Origin of the sequence: Bacillus sp. YBWC18 (assembly GCF_002998775.1) — a bacterium.
GTDB lineage: Bacteria > Bacillota > Bacilli > Bacillales > Bacillaceae > Bacillus.
Genome location: NZ_PVRI01000006.1, coordinates 262,322 through 276,588, shown reverse-complemented (window position 1 = coordinate 276,588; position 14,267 = coordinate 262,322). Strand labels below are relative to the sequence as shown.

Annotated in this window: 12 protein-coding genes and 1 pseudogene; 9 read left to right on the top strand and 4 right to left on the bottom strand. The window is 38.5% G+C overall.

Annotated features, from left to right (window positions below; translation table 11 throughout):
- Window positions 1-9: 9 nt before the first annotated feature.
- The 4 genes from C6348_RS16885 to C6348_RS16870 all read left to right on the top strand — a co-directional run bounded on the left by C6348_RS16885 (window position 10) and on the right by C6348_RS16870 (window position 5,767).
- Window positions 10-2,214 (top strand): DUF4129 domain-containing transglutaminase family protein, encoded by a 2,205-nt coding sequence (locus C6348_RS16885; RefSeq protein ID WP_106043799.1) that lies wholly within the window; start codon window positions 10-12, stop codon window positions 2,212-2,214.
- 186 nt (window positions 2,215-2,400) lie between these two features.
- Entirely contained in the window at window positions 2,401-3,942 is a 1,542-nt protein-coding gene (gene guaA, locus C6348_RS16880; RefSeq protein WP_060595666.1) for a glutamine-hydrolyzing GMP synthase, read from the top strand.
- Window positions 3,943-4,285: 343 nt separating this feature from the next.
- Complete coding sequence (locus C6348_RS16875; RefSeq protein ID WP_106043798.1) at window positions 4,286-5,245, top strand: DUF6731 family protein; 960 nt, start codon at window positions 4,286-4,288, stop codon at window positions 5,243-5,245.
- A 24-nt stretch (window positions 5,246-5,269) separates the two neighbouring features.
- Entirely contained in the window at window positions 5,270-5,767 is a 498-nt protein-coding gene (locus C6348_RS16870; RefSeq protein WP_106043797.1) for a hypothetical protein, read from the top strand.
- Between the two features lie 464 nt (window positions 5,768-6,231).
- Here C6348_RS16870 and C6348_RS16865 read toward each other — a convergent pair whose 3' ends face one another.
- On the bottom strand, window positions 6,232-7,119 hold the full coding sequence (locus tag C6348_RS16865; RefSeq protein ID WP_106043796.1) for a helix-turn-helix domain-containing protein: 888 nt from the start codon (window positions 7,117-7,119) through the stop codon (window positions 6,232-6,234).
- A 104-nt stretch (window positions 7,120-7,223) separates the two neighbouring features.
- On the opposite strand from C6348_RS16865, the pseudogene C6348_RS19330 reads away from it, so the two are divergent.
- Together C6348_RS19330 and C6348_RS16860 are read left to right on the top strand one after the other, a co-directional pair.
- Window positions 7,224-7,301 (top strand): annotated as a pseudogene (locus tag C6348_RS19330) (hypothetical protein); the annotation flags it as partial.
- Window positions 7,302-7,410: 109 nt separating this feature from the next.
- Window positions 7,411-8,649: a hypothetical protein gene (locus C6348_RS16860; protein ID WP_106043795.1), complete on the top strand. Its 1,239-nt coding sequence runs from the start codon at window positions 7,411-7,413 to the stop codon at window positions 8,647-8,649.
- 497 nt (window positions 8,650-9,146) lie between these two features.
- Here C6348_RS16860 and C6348_RS16855 read toward each other — a convergent pair whose 3' ends face one another.
- Both C6348_RS16855 and C6348_RS16850 read right to left on the bottom strand, forming a co-directional pair.
- Window positions 9,147-9,713, bottom strand: a complete 567-nt coding sequence (locus tag C6348_RS16855; protein ID WP_106043794.1) for a GNAT family N-acetyltransferase — start codon at window positions 9,711-9,713, stop codon at window positions 9,147-9,149.
- A 4-nt stretch (window positions 9,714-9,717) separates the two neighbouring features.
- The gene (locus C6348_RS16850; protein ID WP_106043793.1) at window positions 9,718-9,903 is read right to left on the bottom strand and encodes a Fe3+ hydroxamate ABC transporter substrate-binding protein; all 186 of its coding nucleotides are present in this window, start codon (window positions 9,901-9,903) and stop codon (window positions 9,718-9,720) included.
- Window positions 9,904-10,082: 179 nt separating this feature from the next.
- Here C6348_RS16850 and C6348_RS16845 point away from each other — a divergent pair, with 179 nt between their 5' ends.
- Both C6348_RS16845 and C6348_RS16840 read left to right on the top strand, forming a co-directional pair.
- Window positions 10,083-10,628 carry a sigma-70 family RNA polymerase sigma factor gene (locus C6348_RS16845; RefSeq protein WP_106043792.1) on the top strand — a complete coding sequence of 182 codons (546 nt, stop codon included), beginning with the start codon at window positions 10,083-10,085 and terminating at the stop codon, window positions 10,626-10,628.
- Window positions 10,597-12,042, top strand: coding sequence for a DUF4179 domain-containing protein (locus tag C6348_RS16840; RefSeq protein WP_106043791.1), 1,446 nt, complete (start codon window positions 10,597-10,599; stop codon window positions 12,040-12,042). Before C6348_RS16845 ends, C6348_RS16840 begins: the two co-directional genes overlap by 32 nt.
- Before the next feature lie 18 nt (window positions 12,043-12,060).
- On the opposite strand, the gene C6348_RS16835 is transcribed toward C6348_RS16840, so the two are convergent.
- Window positions 12,061-13,248, bottom strand: coding sequence for an MFS transporter (locus tag C6348_RS16835; RefSeq protein ID WP_106043790.1), 1,188 nt, complete (start codon window positions 13,246-13,248; stop codon window positions 12,061-12,063).
- Between the two features lie 101 nt (window positions 13,249-13,349).
- Between C6348_RS16835 and C6348_RS16830 the strand changes: the two genes are divergently transcribed.
- Window positions 13,350-14,246, top strand: coding sequence for a LysR family transcriptional regulator (locus C6348_RS16830; RefSeq protein WP_106043789.1), 897 nt, complete (start codon window positions 13,350-13,352; stop codon window positions 14,244-14,246).
- The last annotated feature ends 21 nt before the right edge of the window (window positions 14,247-14,267 follow it).

The following is a 14,267-nucleotide window of genomic DNA, read 5'->3' as shown; positions in this document are numbered from 1 at the left end:
CAAACATTTATGCTGGATACGCATCAGCGGCAAAGCCGTTTTGAGTTGTTCATCTATTATGCTGTAGCATTTCTGCTGCTTTGGGAGTGGCTTCGTCCGCTTCAAGACTTTACAGAGACGAGTCATACGTCTTATTTCATCATTTTTATAGGGCTTACGTGTTTGTTTACATTCTTTCGTTTGAAGTGGTATGTGACGTTTCCTATTTGTACCGGCATGATCTTGCTCGCCTTATATTTGATCTTTTATCAAGCAGAGCCAAGCTATCCGGCTGCATTATTTGCTGATATCAAAGATAATATCACCTTCATGAGCACAGGCATGTGGAGTGACATGTACCCGTCCTTCCGCACATTATTGTTTTATATTTTGCTATGGCTGCTTGTCTACTTGCTTCATTATTGGGTGGTCTATCAGCAGCGTATCTTTTTCTTTTTACTCATGACGATTGTGTATGTCACGATTCTGGATACGTTTACGCCATATGATGCTGCCTTTGCGATCGTTCGCATTATGGTGTTTGGTTTTTGTTTGCTTGGGTTGCTGTATTTCGATCGACTGCGTTCGGCTGAAGGCATCCGGGTGTCACAGAAGGCGCGTCTAAAATGGTTTTTGCCCATGCTGGCGCTCGTTCTTCTATCAGCGGCACTCGGCGCTTCTTTGCCAAAGTCTGATCCGAAATGGCCTGATCCTGTCCCGTTTTTTAAGGCGGTGACGAATCAAGATAACGCAGCCGGGCAGAATAAGGTGGGATATAGTGCAGATGATTCAGCGCTTGGCGGACCGTTTAGTGAGGACCGCACACCGGTCTTTAAATGGAGCGGAAAGGAGCCGTCTTACTTTCGTGTCGAAACAAAAAGCATCTACACAGGAAAGGGCTGGGAGGATGCCTCAAATGATACAAAGCCTACTCGGCTAAAGGACGATGATGTGCCAAATCGGTGGTTTACCGAGCGTGTGAAAACAGAGGTGCATGAAACGAGAGTCGATATGGAAACGGACTATCGATTTAATCATGCTGTCTATCCGATTGGGACGATCACACTGATGCCAATGGAAAATATTCCGCTGCAAATGATGGGGAAAACAGAAAAAATTGTCCCATCCAGTCAAAATCCGCCGAAAAATTTAGGGAACTACCAAGTCACCTTCTTGTCTCCTACATTTATCCTTGAGGATTTGCAGAGGATTAAAGTGCCAACAAAGAAGCAGGTAAATCAGGAGGTTGGCCGTGAATACTTGCAGCTTCCTTCCTCATTGCCAGAGCGTGTGAAGACGCTGGCAAACAGCTTAACGGAAACGAAGGATAATATGTATGATAAAGCCAAAGCGATCGAGGATTATTTAGGATCTGCGAAGTTTTCATATGAAACGCAAAATGTCGCTGTGCCTGGTCGTAATGAAGATTATGTAGACCAATTTTTATTTGATACGATGATCGGCTACTGTGATAACTTTTCATCCTCTATGATTGTGATGCTTCGTTCGATCGGGATTCCGGCGAGATGGGTGAAAGGATATACGTCAGGTCAGTTATATGAAACACAGATGGATGGAAACAATGTGTATGAAGTGACCAATAACAATGCGCATTCATGGGTAGAGGTTTATTTTCCAAACAGAGGCTGGGTCACCTTCGAACCGACAAAAGGATTTACGAACCCAGAGACATTTACGAATGAAGCCGTTTCAAGTGATCAAACAGATGATGATCAAAAGGAAGAAGATCAGCCTAGCTCTGATGCAAGCGAAGATCAGCAAGCAGAACAGCCGCAGCAGCAGGAGACAGAGCAGCCGGCAGAACCAAAGAAACAAACAGCACAAGCAAAGCCAAGTATGGTGCATGTTGGTTCAATCTTGGGATTTGCGGCAGGATCTATGGTCCTTCTAGGGTTGATGAGCTGGCTGCTTTATCGATTCAGAGCAAGGTGGCTGCCATTCTTTATTGTGAGAAAGGTGAAACGTCTGCCAGAGGAGGAAGCATTCTTCTATGCGTATGCTGCTCTATTAAAGCAGCTGAAGCGCAGGGGAATTGAGAAAAAACCTGGCATGACGCTAAGAGAATTCGCTTCATTGATCGATGACAAGCATGGAGATCATCGCATGTCAGAGCTGACGCAGCTCTATGAGCGGGCACTCTATCGACGAGAGGATGCGTCGGTGCTTTGGCGGCAATCGGCAAAGTTATGGGAAAATTTAATAAACAGGAGATAGTCTTGACCCCGTACCTTCCTGTTGTTAGAATAGGTGAATATTAAAACCTTCTAAAATACATGAAATTGAAGCGTTCGGATGTGAGTCTGTGCGCTTCAAAAGCGTGATTCACACTGAGAGCAGGTTTTCTCCTCTCATTTTTTCTGTGCGTTTATAAAAAACTATATTGGACATAGAGGTGACACCATGACAAATTTAGTAAATGAAATGATTTTGGTTCTAGATTTCGGCAGTCAGTACAATCAGCTGATCACACGCCGTATTCGTGAATTTGGTGTGTATAGTGAGCTTCATCCGCACACTTTAACTGCTGAAGAAATTAAAGAAATGGCGCCTAAAGGAATCATCCTTTCTGGCGGACCGAACAGTGTTTATGATGAAGGATCTTTCCGCTGTGATGAAAAGATTTTTGATCTAGACATTCCGGTTCTAGGCATTTGCTACGGCATGCAGCTCATGACTCACTATTTAGGCGGGAAAGTAGAAGCGGCAAGCCAGCGTGAATATGGAAAAGCAGATATCCACATTAATGGAACACCTGCATTATTCAAAGACCTTCCGACTGATCAAGTCGTTTGGATGAGCCATGGTGACCTCGTTGTTGAAGTGCCAGAAGGCTTTACAGTTGATGCAACAAGTGCACATTGTCCAAACTCAGCGATGAGCTTAGCTGAGAAGAATTTCTATGGCGTTCAGTTCCACCCAGAGGTTCGTCACTCTGAGTACGGAAATGATCTATTGAAAAACTTTGTCTTCGGCGTGTGTGACTGCGATGGCAAATGGTCAATGGAGAACTTCATTGAAATCGAAATGCAGAAAATCCGTGAAACAGTAGGCGACAAACAAGTATTGTGCGCACTAAGCGGCGGTGTGGATTCATCTGTTGTGGCTGTATTGATCCACAAAGCAATCGGCGATCAGCTGACATGTATTTTCGTTGACCACGGTCTTCTTCGCAAAGGCGAAGCAGAAGGGGTTATGAAAACATTTAGCGAAGGTTTCAACATGAACGTGATTAAAGTAGATGCGAAAGATCGTTTCTTAAACAAGCTAAAAGGTGTGTCTGATCCTGAGCAAAAACGTAAAATCATCGGTAACGAATTCATCTATGTATTCGATGATGAATCGGACAAGCTAAAAGGAATCGACTACTTAGCACAAGGAACACTTTATACAGACATTATTGAGAGCGGAACAGCAACGGCACAAACAATCAAATCTCATCACAACGTAGGCGGTCTTCCAGAAGACATGCAGTTCGAATTGATTGAGCCTTTGAATACACTATTCAAGGATGAAGTCCGTGCCCTAGGTTCAGAGCTGGGCATTCCTGACGACATCGTCTGGAGACAGCCATTCCCAGGTCCAGGACTAGGTATCCGTGTACTAGGTGAAATTTCTGAAGAAAAACTAGAAATCGTCCGTGAATCGGATGCGATTCTACGCGAAGAAATTGCCAACTTCGGCCTTGAGCGCGACATCTGGCAATACTTCACGGTTCTCCCAGACATCCGCAGCGTAGGTGTTATGGGTGACGCAAGAACATACGACTACACAATCGGCATCCGTGCTGTTACCTCTATTGATGGTATGACGAGTGACTGGGCAAGAATCCCTTGGGATGTACTTGAAAAGATCTCGACTCGTATCGTAAATGAAGTGAAGCATATTAACCGCGTGGTGTATGATATTACGAGTAAGCCGCCTGCTACGATTGAGTGGGAGTAAGAGTATAGAACAATTTGTTTAGGGAAACCCTATTTATTAATGCTTATAGAAAGTGATAATTCCTGAATAGGACTTAAAAATAAATGGTTACTCACCAAATACCCACAAAAAAAGTATTTCTTAACCTTTTTTGAACATGCTAAGGAATATGGAGAGTTATGAGCAGATCTGCAAAGGTCTGCTTTTTTCTTTTATATCTTTAAAATGCTTTTTATTGTTAAAGTTCTATTGCTTATTTTTAATATTTTCCTTATAATAAGAACATACATTCTCTTTATAATTGTAGGATTATGGCAGTATAATGGATAAAACACCTACTAATTCAAAAGAGAGGGAGTAACAAATGCCGTTAAAAAAGGTTAGATTTAACTATTTTTCAATTGATTTGGTTCCAATCGACATGCCGGAAAATATGCAAGGAAGAGATGTAACAGCTTCATGGGATATGACAGAAATTCTTAATTACTTATCAGTTATAAATAATCCACTTGATGGAGTGGTTAACGTAGGGGAATACATTGGGGAGTTTGATAGATATACTATACTAAATGATCCTGATGGAATTTACTCTTTTCAAATAGCTAAGTTACGAGAAACAAATATTGCCAAGAAGAAAATTGGAAATCCTAAAGAAGATTTAGGACTAGAAGATGACGAATATATCGGAGAATTTGTAACTGTGGTTTTTGACCCTAGATATTGTACTGTGGCAATACAGTCAAATATCTACAGTTTAAATCTTGCACAGATTGAGGTCTTTTTAACAGAGATAAGAAATAGATATAAAGAAAGATTGGAGGAGGAAGACCAAATTCCATTAATGGTTTCACTAAGACCTATAATTGATAGTTCCCGTATTGAAAAAATAGGGAATTCGGAAATATTCAGGAAGGTTGTAGTTAGAGGTAGTAATCTAATGGCTGATTCACTGGCGGATAATGGTTCTCTAGAGGAAGTCTCCGGGCTAATTGGAAGAGCTTCTGGTGTTAATTTTGAATTAACTTTATCAGTTGGTCGTGCCCCTAAATCAGAAAGTTTAGATGCTGATCTTATTCAGGAAATAATTTATGGATTTAATAGATCAAATAGTAAACCTAAAGTTGAAATTACCGCACGTCAGGATATAGAGTCCCCAATAGATGTTGTAGACCTATTAGAACCTAAGCTTACGAATGTAATTAGTCTTCATGTTGAAAATCGAGGTATGGTTATAGGGCACGAATACATACACAGAGAATTTATGAATGAATATCCTGCGCAACGTAGTGCGATAGGAAGGATATTACAACCTTTAATGGAATAGAGCTATAAAATGGAGGTGTACAACATGAAAGGTAAACCATTTTCTAAAGTATTAAAAACATTTTGGAAATACTGGGAACGAAAAAGGTTTCTTGTTAATTCCCTCCTTTCATGTTTACCTATCATTTTATATTTTTTAGGCTATCTACCCAATATAAGAGAAAATACAGGGAGTTTGATTTCTTTTGCTGTTGGGATATTAACAGTAGAAGGTGTATTTTTAACACTTTTGGTTACTTTGAAATCTAGCCCAGTAATGGCACGTTTGAAGAATTTTTTTCCGAATTTACACGATCATCTTTATAAAGAGCTCAGACGCCAAATAGCAGATTGCATTTATTACATTTTAATTAATCTAGCTATAGCAATAGGTGGTCCTATATCGAATATCTATGTAATAGTTATCGGTATACTGCTTTGGTCATATCTCACTGTTAGTGTAACTCTTGGAATACTGTACAGTATTAATACAGTGATGAATCTAGCTACCGCGGATGTTGAAACTAGACATAAAATGAGATGAGTATATTTTTCAATAAAAGTTTTTGTTGGAAATGCAGATTCTACGTTCACTCAGTTTTACAAGGATATGTTCGTTTTTCAGATTGAGTGGTAATATTACGGTAACTTCATTTGAATTGGGAACTTTGATTGATAAGGATTAAAAAAGTTAAAAACCATCTTGAAACATACAATTCCTTGCCAAAAAACCTCTATCAGAAAAAATATTGGTAGAGGTTTTTATTTCATTTCGTTATAGGTTATTAATTTTGTGTAATGGAGAGACATACTTGCTATGTGCAATCCTTTTATTTAAAAGTCTTTTTTTCATCTTATAATAAACTACTTCTGATTTAATCTAGTATCCCCGTCATATTCACCAAATAAAAATCCGAGGCCACAAATAAAGGTAAGTGAATTCACAGCGAACAATAAAATCGCACCAATTTTTTTCATGGCAATCAATCTCCTCTTCACTTCAGTCTGCTAGCCTTCAAAATTTAAATTCACTGGTTCATCCTCTAAATCATCCACAGTATTTTGTTCTGTCACTGGCACACTTTCATCTACAGTTTTAAAACTAAGTTCGTCCATCCAAATTTGACCTGGACCTTGTAGTAAAATGCCAAACGCAATGACTTCACTTTTTACTGGAACATCTAGTACTACACTAAAATGATTCCATCCGTTTGTTCCTGTAATTGGACGGTTCATCATATTGTCAAACGCAAGAACTTCACCTGAAGAATGGTCCATTCTCATCCATAAACCAGCTGAGCCTTTCACATCTTCGCTTTTGACAAAAGCAGAAAATTGAAGGCGTTCCCCTCGGTAACGCTCAGACTTAATTTGCTGCATCAATGTCGTGAAACCTCGAGCTTTTTCATCTTTTGATTTCAGATAAGCGGAGTAAGTACCACTGTGTACAATTCTGTCATCCAAACCTGTTTCATAGTCAGATGGGGTGTCCCCCGTCATAATCCAGCCAGTAGGTGTGTTTTTATTTGCAGCCATATTTGTTTCCTCCTCATCAATGACATTCCTTAATAATTTCCGATAACGTGCGGGTGACATGTCATATATCTTCTTAAAGGCTCTAGTGAAGGATTCCTGTGAACTAAATCGATACTGCAATGCGATATCAATCGCCCGTTGGTCCGTATGAATTAAATCCTTCGCCGCTTGGGTCATCCGTCGTTCCCGTATATAATCAACAACTGACTTCTTAATCACTTTTTTGAACACACGGTGAAAGTGAAACCTAGAATAACCAGCGTGTTTCGCTAGAGTTTGAAGCGGCAAATCATCTTTCAGGTGTTGTTCAATATAATTTAAAGTTTCTTGAATCGTTTTTTCATGTTCTTGATAGGACAATCGAGCACCTCCTTGCCTTACGAGTTTAGTATAGCGGAAATGCTCTTTAGGAAACTTGACTTTTTGTGCTGTGTTGCGATTTTAGAACTGACCTTTTAGTCGTGGGTTCAGGACTAGGTATCCGCGTACTGGGTGGAATTTCTGAAGAAGAACTTGAAATCGTACGGGAAGCGGATGCGATTTACACTAAGAAATCTTTCTTGAACATAAAAAAGAGTAGTCGATAAAATAAATGGAGAAGTATTTACTTTTTGCTTTATATTTTAATTAGTATTAGTAGGAGGAATTTATATGAAAAGAGAAAGTAGAGCTGGAAATTCATTCAATACATTAATTCTTTTTATTTATTTGTGTATACTAATTTTTTTATTGTCAAAAAAATTGTATTTGTTGTCTAGTATTTATGTTGTATTAATTAGTTTATGGCTAATTTGGGTGAATAGAAAACCCATTACTAGAAACATCAATACTCTCTTTGTTGAGCTGAAAAAGTTAAATCAATTAAAATATTATTATATTACAGATGATAATAAATATATTGATTTAGAGAAGAGACAGTATATCTTTAATTTATTCCGTGATGCAGCGGTGGGGACATTTTTTATTTCATTAGTTAACATCATAGCAATACGAAGTTTACTTGAACATTTTTTAGGTAAATCAGAAATTGTGAATTTATTCACTATCATCAGCATCAGTTTTGTATTAATTATTGGTTATGGGGGTATAATAGCAGGTTTAGTTTATAAATATACAACAGCTACATATGTTTTGATACCAATTATTAATGCTTTCATCTACTTTTTCTTTTTGCATCCAATAATTAATTCTTTACCTTATTTCGTTGGATTTTTGACTTACTTATTTACTACAGTGATACTGTATTCTGCGTTAACATATGCTTTTCCAGTTCATATTTTAAGGAAATTAAATGGAAAGACAGTATTAATTAGTTCATTTACAACAATTTCAGCTGCACTGTTAAGTCCAATTTTGTTGTTCTATTTTTCTAGTTATATCAAATCCGGAAAATATTTATTAACTATTGAAACTGTAAAAAAAGAGACTGACATCTCGGATACATTAAAAAACATTATTTTGGATAATCCTGATCTAGTAGATGTGATTAATCACTTTTTGTTGAAAGAAGTTTCGAGTCAGTTGAATTCAATGATAAGTTTAGGAATAACTGCATTTACAATATCTTATATTATAGGTGGTTTATTAATTAATAGAAAAATAACGAAAAATAAATTGAAAGCAAAATCTATTTATAGAAAATTAATTAAAGAAGAATACCCAATGGAATATAAGAATTTAGTTGCATGCTCGTATTACGGCGGAGAAGATTATGAAAATCTTTTATTAAATAATGATATAACTTCAAAAATAATCAAAGATAACGAGGTTAAATTAGATATTCCAAATTATTCAATAAAAACACAGTTTACAGCTTGGTTGAAAAGAAAAATAATTGTATACTCTATTTTCTCCTCATATAAAAAAATATTTAGTGAATTAAGGAAGTAGTTCAAAATCACTTGAAGTTACAAAATAGTTCTTGAAATCTCCCAATGACGCCCTTTTTCTTGACTCTAGTGATTCTCCAAGCTGTTGAATCACACTCCTCGAACCGATGACAAGAACTACTTTATATTTCTGATTGATATGAACGTGTATGTTTTGCTACTGGTTTATTTCTCGATTATTTACTTATATAGGTTACATGCCATTCAGTATTGGAGACATTTGTTACTTTAGGGTTTTATCATTCTATAGACACTTTTTATATATAAAATTTCGTTGTAATAGCACTTTAGCACACCTTTCTTCTCCGAATCTTTCCGAGGGAGAAAGGGTGCTGAATGTTCCATTTGCTAGACAAGTTTTCAATATATGGGTTTAGCTCGTAAATGTGACGGAGCATATTCGGGTTGTGATTTTGAATGAAAAAAGTATTTGTTTTTCCTTGGTCCGTTATGACTTTATATAGTATGATCAAATGAATATGCAAGACTTAATGAATTCTATTTTGTTTCAAAATCCCTCTTCAAAATCGAATACATAAACACATCATCAAACCCATGTTGACCAAGATCATACTCTCTCAATAAACCCTCTCGTACAAAATCAAAGTTCTCCAATAATTGAACAGAAGACGTATTTGCTGGATCAATGATGGCTTCAATCCGATTCAGGTTCATCTCCTGAAACCCATATCGTAACACCGCAGCGATCGCTTCACTCATAATCCCTTTTCTCCAATGATCGTGATGTAATTCATAGCCGATTTCCGTGCGGCAGTGCTGTTTTTCCAAATTAAGAAATCCACAGCTGCCGATGATCGCAGGATCATCTTTTAAAGAAATGCCCCACCGGATGCCTGTTTGTTCTTTGAAGATATTCTCATACCACTTGATTTCTCCTTTTGTGTCCTCGATGGTTTCATGTGCATCAATGCCCATGTATCGGCACACGGTTTCATTGGATAAATAGATGTGCATATCCTCAGCGTCTTCGATCGTTGCTTGTTTTAAGATTAGTCTTTTGGTATGTATTGTTGGAAATGTTTGTGGAAAGGTGATTTTGTTCATTTGGTTATCCTCCATGCGATGTCTTTTGTTCTGTACATGCCTTACAATAAAAAACCCCTTCATTTCTCAGCCAAGCCTTTACCTCTGTCATTCCTCTTCTCTTTGGATAGATCAGCTTGACGTACACTTCTTCGTTTCCTTCTATCTTTTTCTGACAGCTAGCACACGTTGGTTCTTCGAATCGAAACAATCGACATACTCCTTTTTGTAGATATTTCTTCCATTATATCAAATATTCAACTTGTTCTTTCGACTCCATTCTTCACTTTTTCTATTTTTGTCCGACATATGCTAAGTAAAAGAAATTTCCGTTTGTTGAAACCGTTTGAGAGAAAGCTTGCTCTAACAGGTGTAGGAGGTGTGAGTGAGATGAAGCAAGTGCGACTAATTAAAAAAGCACAAAAAGGGAATGTCCTGGCATTTGAGAAATTAATGCTGATGTATCAAGAGCGTTTATATAAAACGGCTTTTCTCTACACAAGAAATAAAGAGGATTCGTTAGATGCTGTTCAAGAGACGGTATTTAAAGCGTTTAAGCATCTATCTGACTTGAAAGAACCAGCTTATTTTTCTAGCTGGCTGACGAGAATTTTGATTCATACAATTTTTGCGATGAAGAAAAAACAGCAAGATGTTGTTCCGTTTGAACAGCAGCACGAAAGCGTTGAGCGTCATGATTTTTTGGAAGACAAGCTCGATTTAAAAAATGCACTTGATGTGTTAGATGAGCAATACCAGGTGGTCATTCAGTTGTTTTATTTTCAAGATTATTCAATTTCGATGATTTCTGAGCAGATGGGTGTGCCTGAAGGAACGGTTAAAACTCATTTGTATCGAGCAAGAAAGTTATTAAAGCAAACATTGGAGAAGGAGGAGAGTGTCGATGGAACGAAAAGAAATGAAAAAGCTTTATGATGAGATAGATGTACCAATGGTTGAAGTGACCTCTGCCATTCGTCAAGCCATTGGAGATGTGAAAGCGGAAAAGAAAAGACATTGGTTCAGATGGAATTGGAGAACGCCAATATACTCTGTCCTCGTTCTCATCGTCCTTTACTTTTCATCAGGTTTCCTTTTTCCTTCTCTTAATACAGCAATGGCACGTGTACCGATTATTGGGCAGTTTTATATGATGTTTCACGATAAAGTAGGAATGTCTCTTTTTCAGAGTGATTTGGTGAAGCATGTCAATGAAGGGGCTGAATCAAGAGGGGTGACTGTGAAAGTAAACAGTGTGTACTATGATGCCGGGCGGCTTGTTTATACGTTTACAGTGGAGAATCTCCATACAAAAGAAGATTCTGTATCGTATAGAGTGAATGCAGAAAAAATCGTTGGAAACTTCCAACTTAATTATGATAAAACAGAGTTGAAAAAATTAAAAGATGGCCACTATGTTGGGCAGACGGAAGTCTATACAAATGGACAAACGATCAAACAAGGTCAGCAAGTACCGCTTGTTATTTCGAAGATTGGGGATATTGTAGGAAATTGGCGCTTCAAATTACCTGTGGTCAAGCAAAAAACCACCTTACTAGCGGGACAAAAAGACGTGTCTATTTTAAATGGACGTTATCAAATAAGAAATGTAAAGGTAGAAAACGGAGTGAATGGCTCTGCTATTCAATATGCCATTGATTACAATGGTTTTGCCAAAGATGATAGAGTTAGTATTGATGGAATGAAGGATAATTTAGGGAATGAGTATGAGCTTGAGATTGGAACCGTTTTAAGAAAAAAACAACTGACTTCTGACAAAACTAGAAAAGATCATTTGACAATTTTGAATCAGCCGATCAATCCAAAGGCGACTGAATTGACATTTTACACAGATGTGAGAAACGAACGAGAATACAGCCACATCATTCCTCTCAAGACAAAGCTGCCTGTTCAGTTCAAAACAAAACACCATGGCATCGGAATCAAAATCAATAAGATAGATCAAAAAGACCGTTCTGTGATTGTTGATTATCAATTTACTGGAGTAGATCAAAAAGAATTAGATCAGGATGTGATGGAGAATATAGGTGAATTCATTGGATTAGGCGATGTTGAAAAGATGAAATCATGGCCCGATCCACAAGCAGACTATGAAAGCGGATATTACTTGAAGGGGAACCATGCGAAGGTGACGAATTTAAAGACAGCTTCCATGCAATCCACCTTTGAATTTGATGATAAGAATTTAGAGACTTTATCATTAAACCATTTTTCTTTTAAAGAATATGGGCTTTACCTTGATTTGTCAGAACTGAATATGTTGGCACCACAGAAAGCGATAAAGGTAACCATTCCAGTCAAAAAAGAAACTTCAAAAGCTAGTCAATAAATAAGAGAGCGAACATGATTACACATGTTCGCTTTTTGTCTGTTGTTCCGCCAGTCGATTACGGTTGAACGAATACCTGATCAACATCAACGCTGCAAAGCTAGCTAACCCGCCAATCCAACTTAAATTCATTACATTTGTATACTGTATAATCACGCCGCCCATAGACGATCCAAGCATCATGCCGATGTTCATAATCGCTGTATTAAAGCTCAGCACGGTTTCTGATGCTTGGGGTTTAAGGGAGATCAGATAAAATTGCTTCGCTGGTGTTGTTGTCCATGTAGCAATGCCCCAAATGGCGAGTGTAATCAAGACCCAGATAGCGGAGAATTGCGTAAAGAAGAGTGTAAATAAAGACAACATCTGGATCATGATGCTGATCGAGATCGTTCGGTTTGGTCCCCATTGATCGACGGCGAAGCCGCCAAAGCGTGAGCCAATAAAAGCAGAAATGCCTAAGACGAGCAAGGCAATACTTGTCATTTCAAGAGAAAAGCCGGCCGTCTGTCGTAATAAAGGAGAGATATAAGCGAATACCATTGTGTAGCCTAAGATCCAAAAGACGGTCGTGGCTAAGCCGCTGATCACCCTGCTATCTTGAAGGAGATGTAATTGCTGCTTCAATGGCAGATGTGAATGTCCCTCCATTCGTGGCAGTAATTGATAAAGCAGAACCAAGAGACAAGCAGTACCTAGCGCAATGATGAGAAAAATATAGTGCCAATCCACATGACCTGATAGAAATGTGCCAATAGGAACACCAAGTACGAGTGAAACGGTAAAACCAGTAATGACCGTCGCCATCGCACTTCCCTTTTTTTCGGGAGGGGCGATCTGTGCTGCATAATTCGTGGCGACGACAATATATAAGCCGCCGCTCATGGCCATGATGACCCGGGATAGCAGGAGCAGCACAAAGTGATGGCTAAAAAAGGCGACCACATTGCCTAAAATAAACACAAAAATAGCCGATAACAGAACCTTTTTTCGGTTCAATTTCGATGTTGCCATGACTAAAAAGAGAGCGCCTACTGCATAAAATAGAGAGTAAACGGTGATAAGCTGCCCGGCAGCAGGAATGGAGATGTGTAAATCAACTGCAATTATATCTAGAATGCCAGACACGACGAATTCTGAAGTGCCTGTGACAAATGAACCGACAGCTAAAAGAATAATCAATAGCTGATGAGATGTGTTTTTCATGTTTGAACCCTTCCTTCATTTTGATACGTTGTATTTAGTTTAAATTCCGTGCTAACATAAGTAAAATTGATGTTTTTCATGAAGGAGATGAGTGAATACTCATGAGCTTTGTTCGCTTTGATATTATCGCAAAAGTAGTGGAGCTTGGCAGTTTTACCGCAGCAGCTGAAGCATTAAATATGACGCAGTCCGCCGTGAGTCATGCAGTGGCGAGTTTAGAAACGGAGTGGGGTGTGTCTTTATTCATTCGCGACCGAAAAAAGGGCATTATACTGACAGACATCGGTCAAACCCTTCTCCCGCATATTAGAGAAGTGTTAAATAGGGTGGAGAAGATCCAGCAGGAAATTGCGTTAACGAAAAATATTGAAACAGGCTTGATTCGTATCGGAACATTTGCCAGTGCATCTGCTTGTTTATTGCCTAAGCTGCTTGTGAGCTATCAGAAAAAACATCCAAAAATCGAATTTAAATTCTATGAGGGGACGTATGAAGAAATATTGGAGTGGCTGGATTCTGGCATTATTGATGTTGGATTTGTTGTGAAAGGCCATGCGGATGAAGCCTTCGACTTGCTGCCGCTGATCAAAGATGAGATGGTGGTCGCCTATCATTCAAATCATCGATTCCACCAGCAGCCCATTGTAGACATAACAGATTTGGCGGATGAACCTTTTATTATGCCGACTGGCATGTATCAATCACATGTAGAGGATATTTTTTCTGAGGCCCAATTGAAGCCGGCTACTTTATTTGAAGTACATGATTGTACGACTATTGCCCGTATGGTCGGGGAAGGACTTGGTGTCACGATAGGCCCTGAGCTGTTTTTGAAAACGCAGCAGCTTGTGCACATTCGTCAGCTGAATGTGTCTCATCATCGTGAGGTTGCGCTCGCCTGTCCTTCTCTCTCCCAAGCTTCTCCGGCAGTGAAAGAGTTTTTCCATGTGGCCGAAACGGTTTTTGTAAAAGAGAAGGATTTAGAGAAGGGTGTATAAAGAACTAGATGTGATTTTCCA

Coding starts and splice junctions, on each gene's coding strand:
- C6348_RS16860 (WP_106043795.1), top strand. CDS start 7,411: ATGAAAAGAGAAAGTAGAGCTGGAAATTCATTCAATACATTAATTCTT.
- C6348_RS16885 (WP_106043799.1), top strand. CDS start 10: ATGCTGGATACGCATCAGCGGCAAAGCCGTTTTGAGTTGTTCATCTAT.
- C6348_RS16855 (WP_106043794.1), bottom strand. CDS start 9,713: ATGAACAAAATCACCTTTCCACAAACATTTCCAACAATACATACCAAA.
- C6348_RS16835 (WP_106043790.1), bottom strand. CDS start 13,248: ATGAAAAACACATCTCATCAGCTATTGATTATTCTTTTAGCTGTCGGT.
- C6348_RS16845 (WP_106043792.1), top strand. CDS start 10,083: ATGAAGCAAGTGCGACTAATTAAAAAAGCACAAAAAGGGAATGTCCTG.
- C6348_RS16870 (WP_106043797.1), top strand. CDS start 5,270: ATGAAAGGTAAACCATTTTCTAAAGTATTAAAAACATTTTGGAAATAC.
- C6348_RS16875 (WP_106043798.1), top strand. CDS start 4,286: ATGCCGTTAAAAAAGGTTAGATTTAACTATTTTTCAATTGATTTGGTT.
- C6348_RS16840 (WP_106043791.1), top strand. CDS start 10,597: ATGGAACGAAAAGAAATGAAAAAGCTTTATGATGAGATAGATGTACCA.
- C6348_RS16830 (WP_106043789.1), top strand. CDS start 13,350: ATGAGCTTTGTTCGCTTTGATATTATCGCAAAAGTAGTGGAGCTTGGC.
- guaA (WP_060595666.1), top strand. CDS start 2,401: ATGACAAATTTAGTAAATGAAATGATTTTGGTTCTAGATTTCGGCAGT.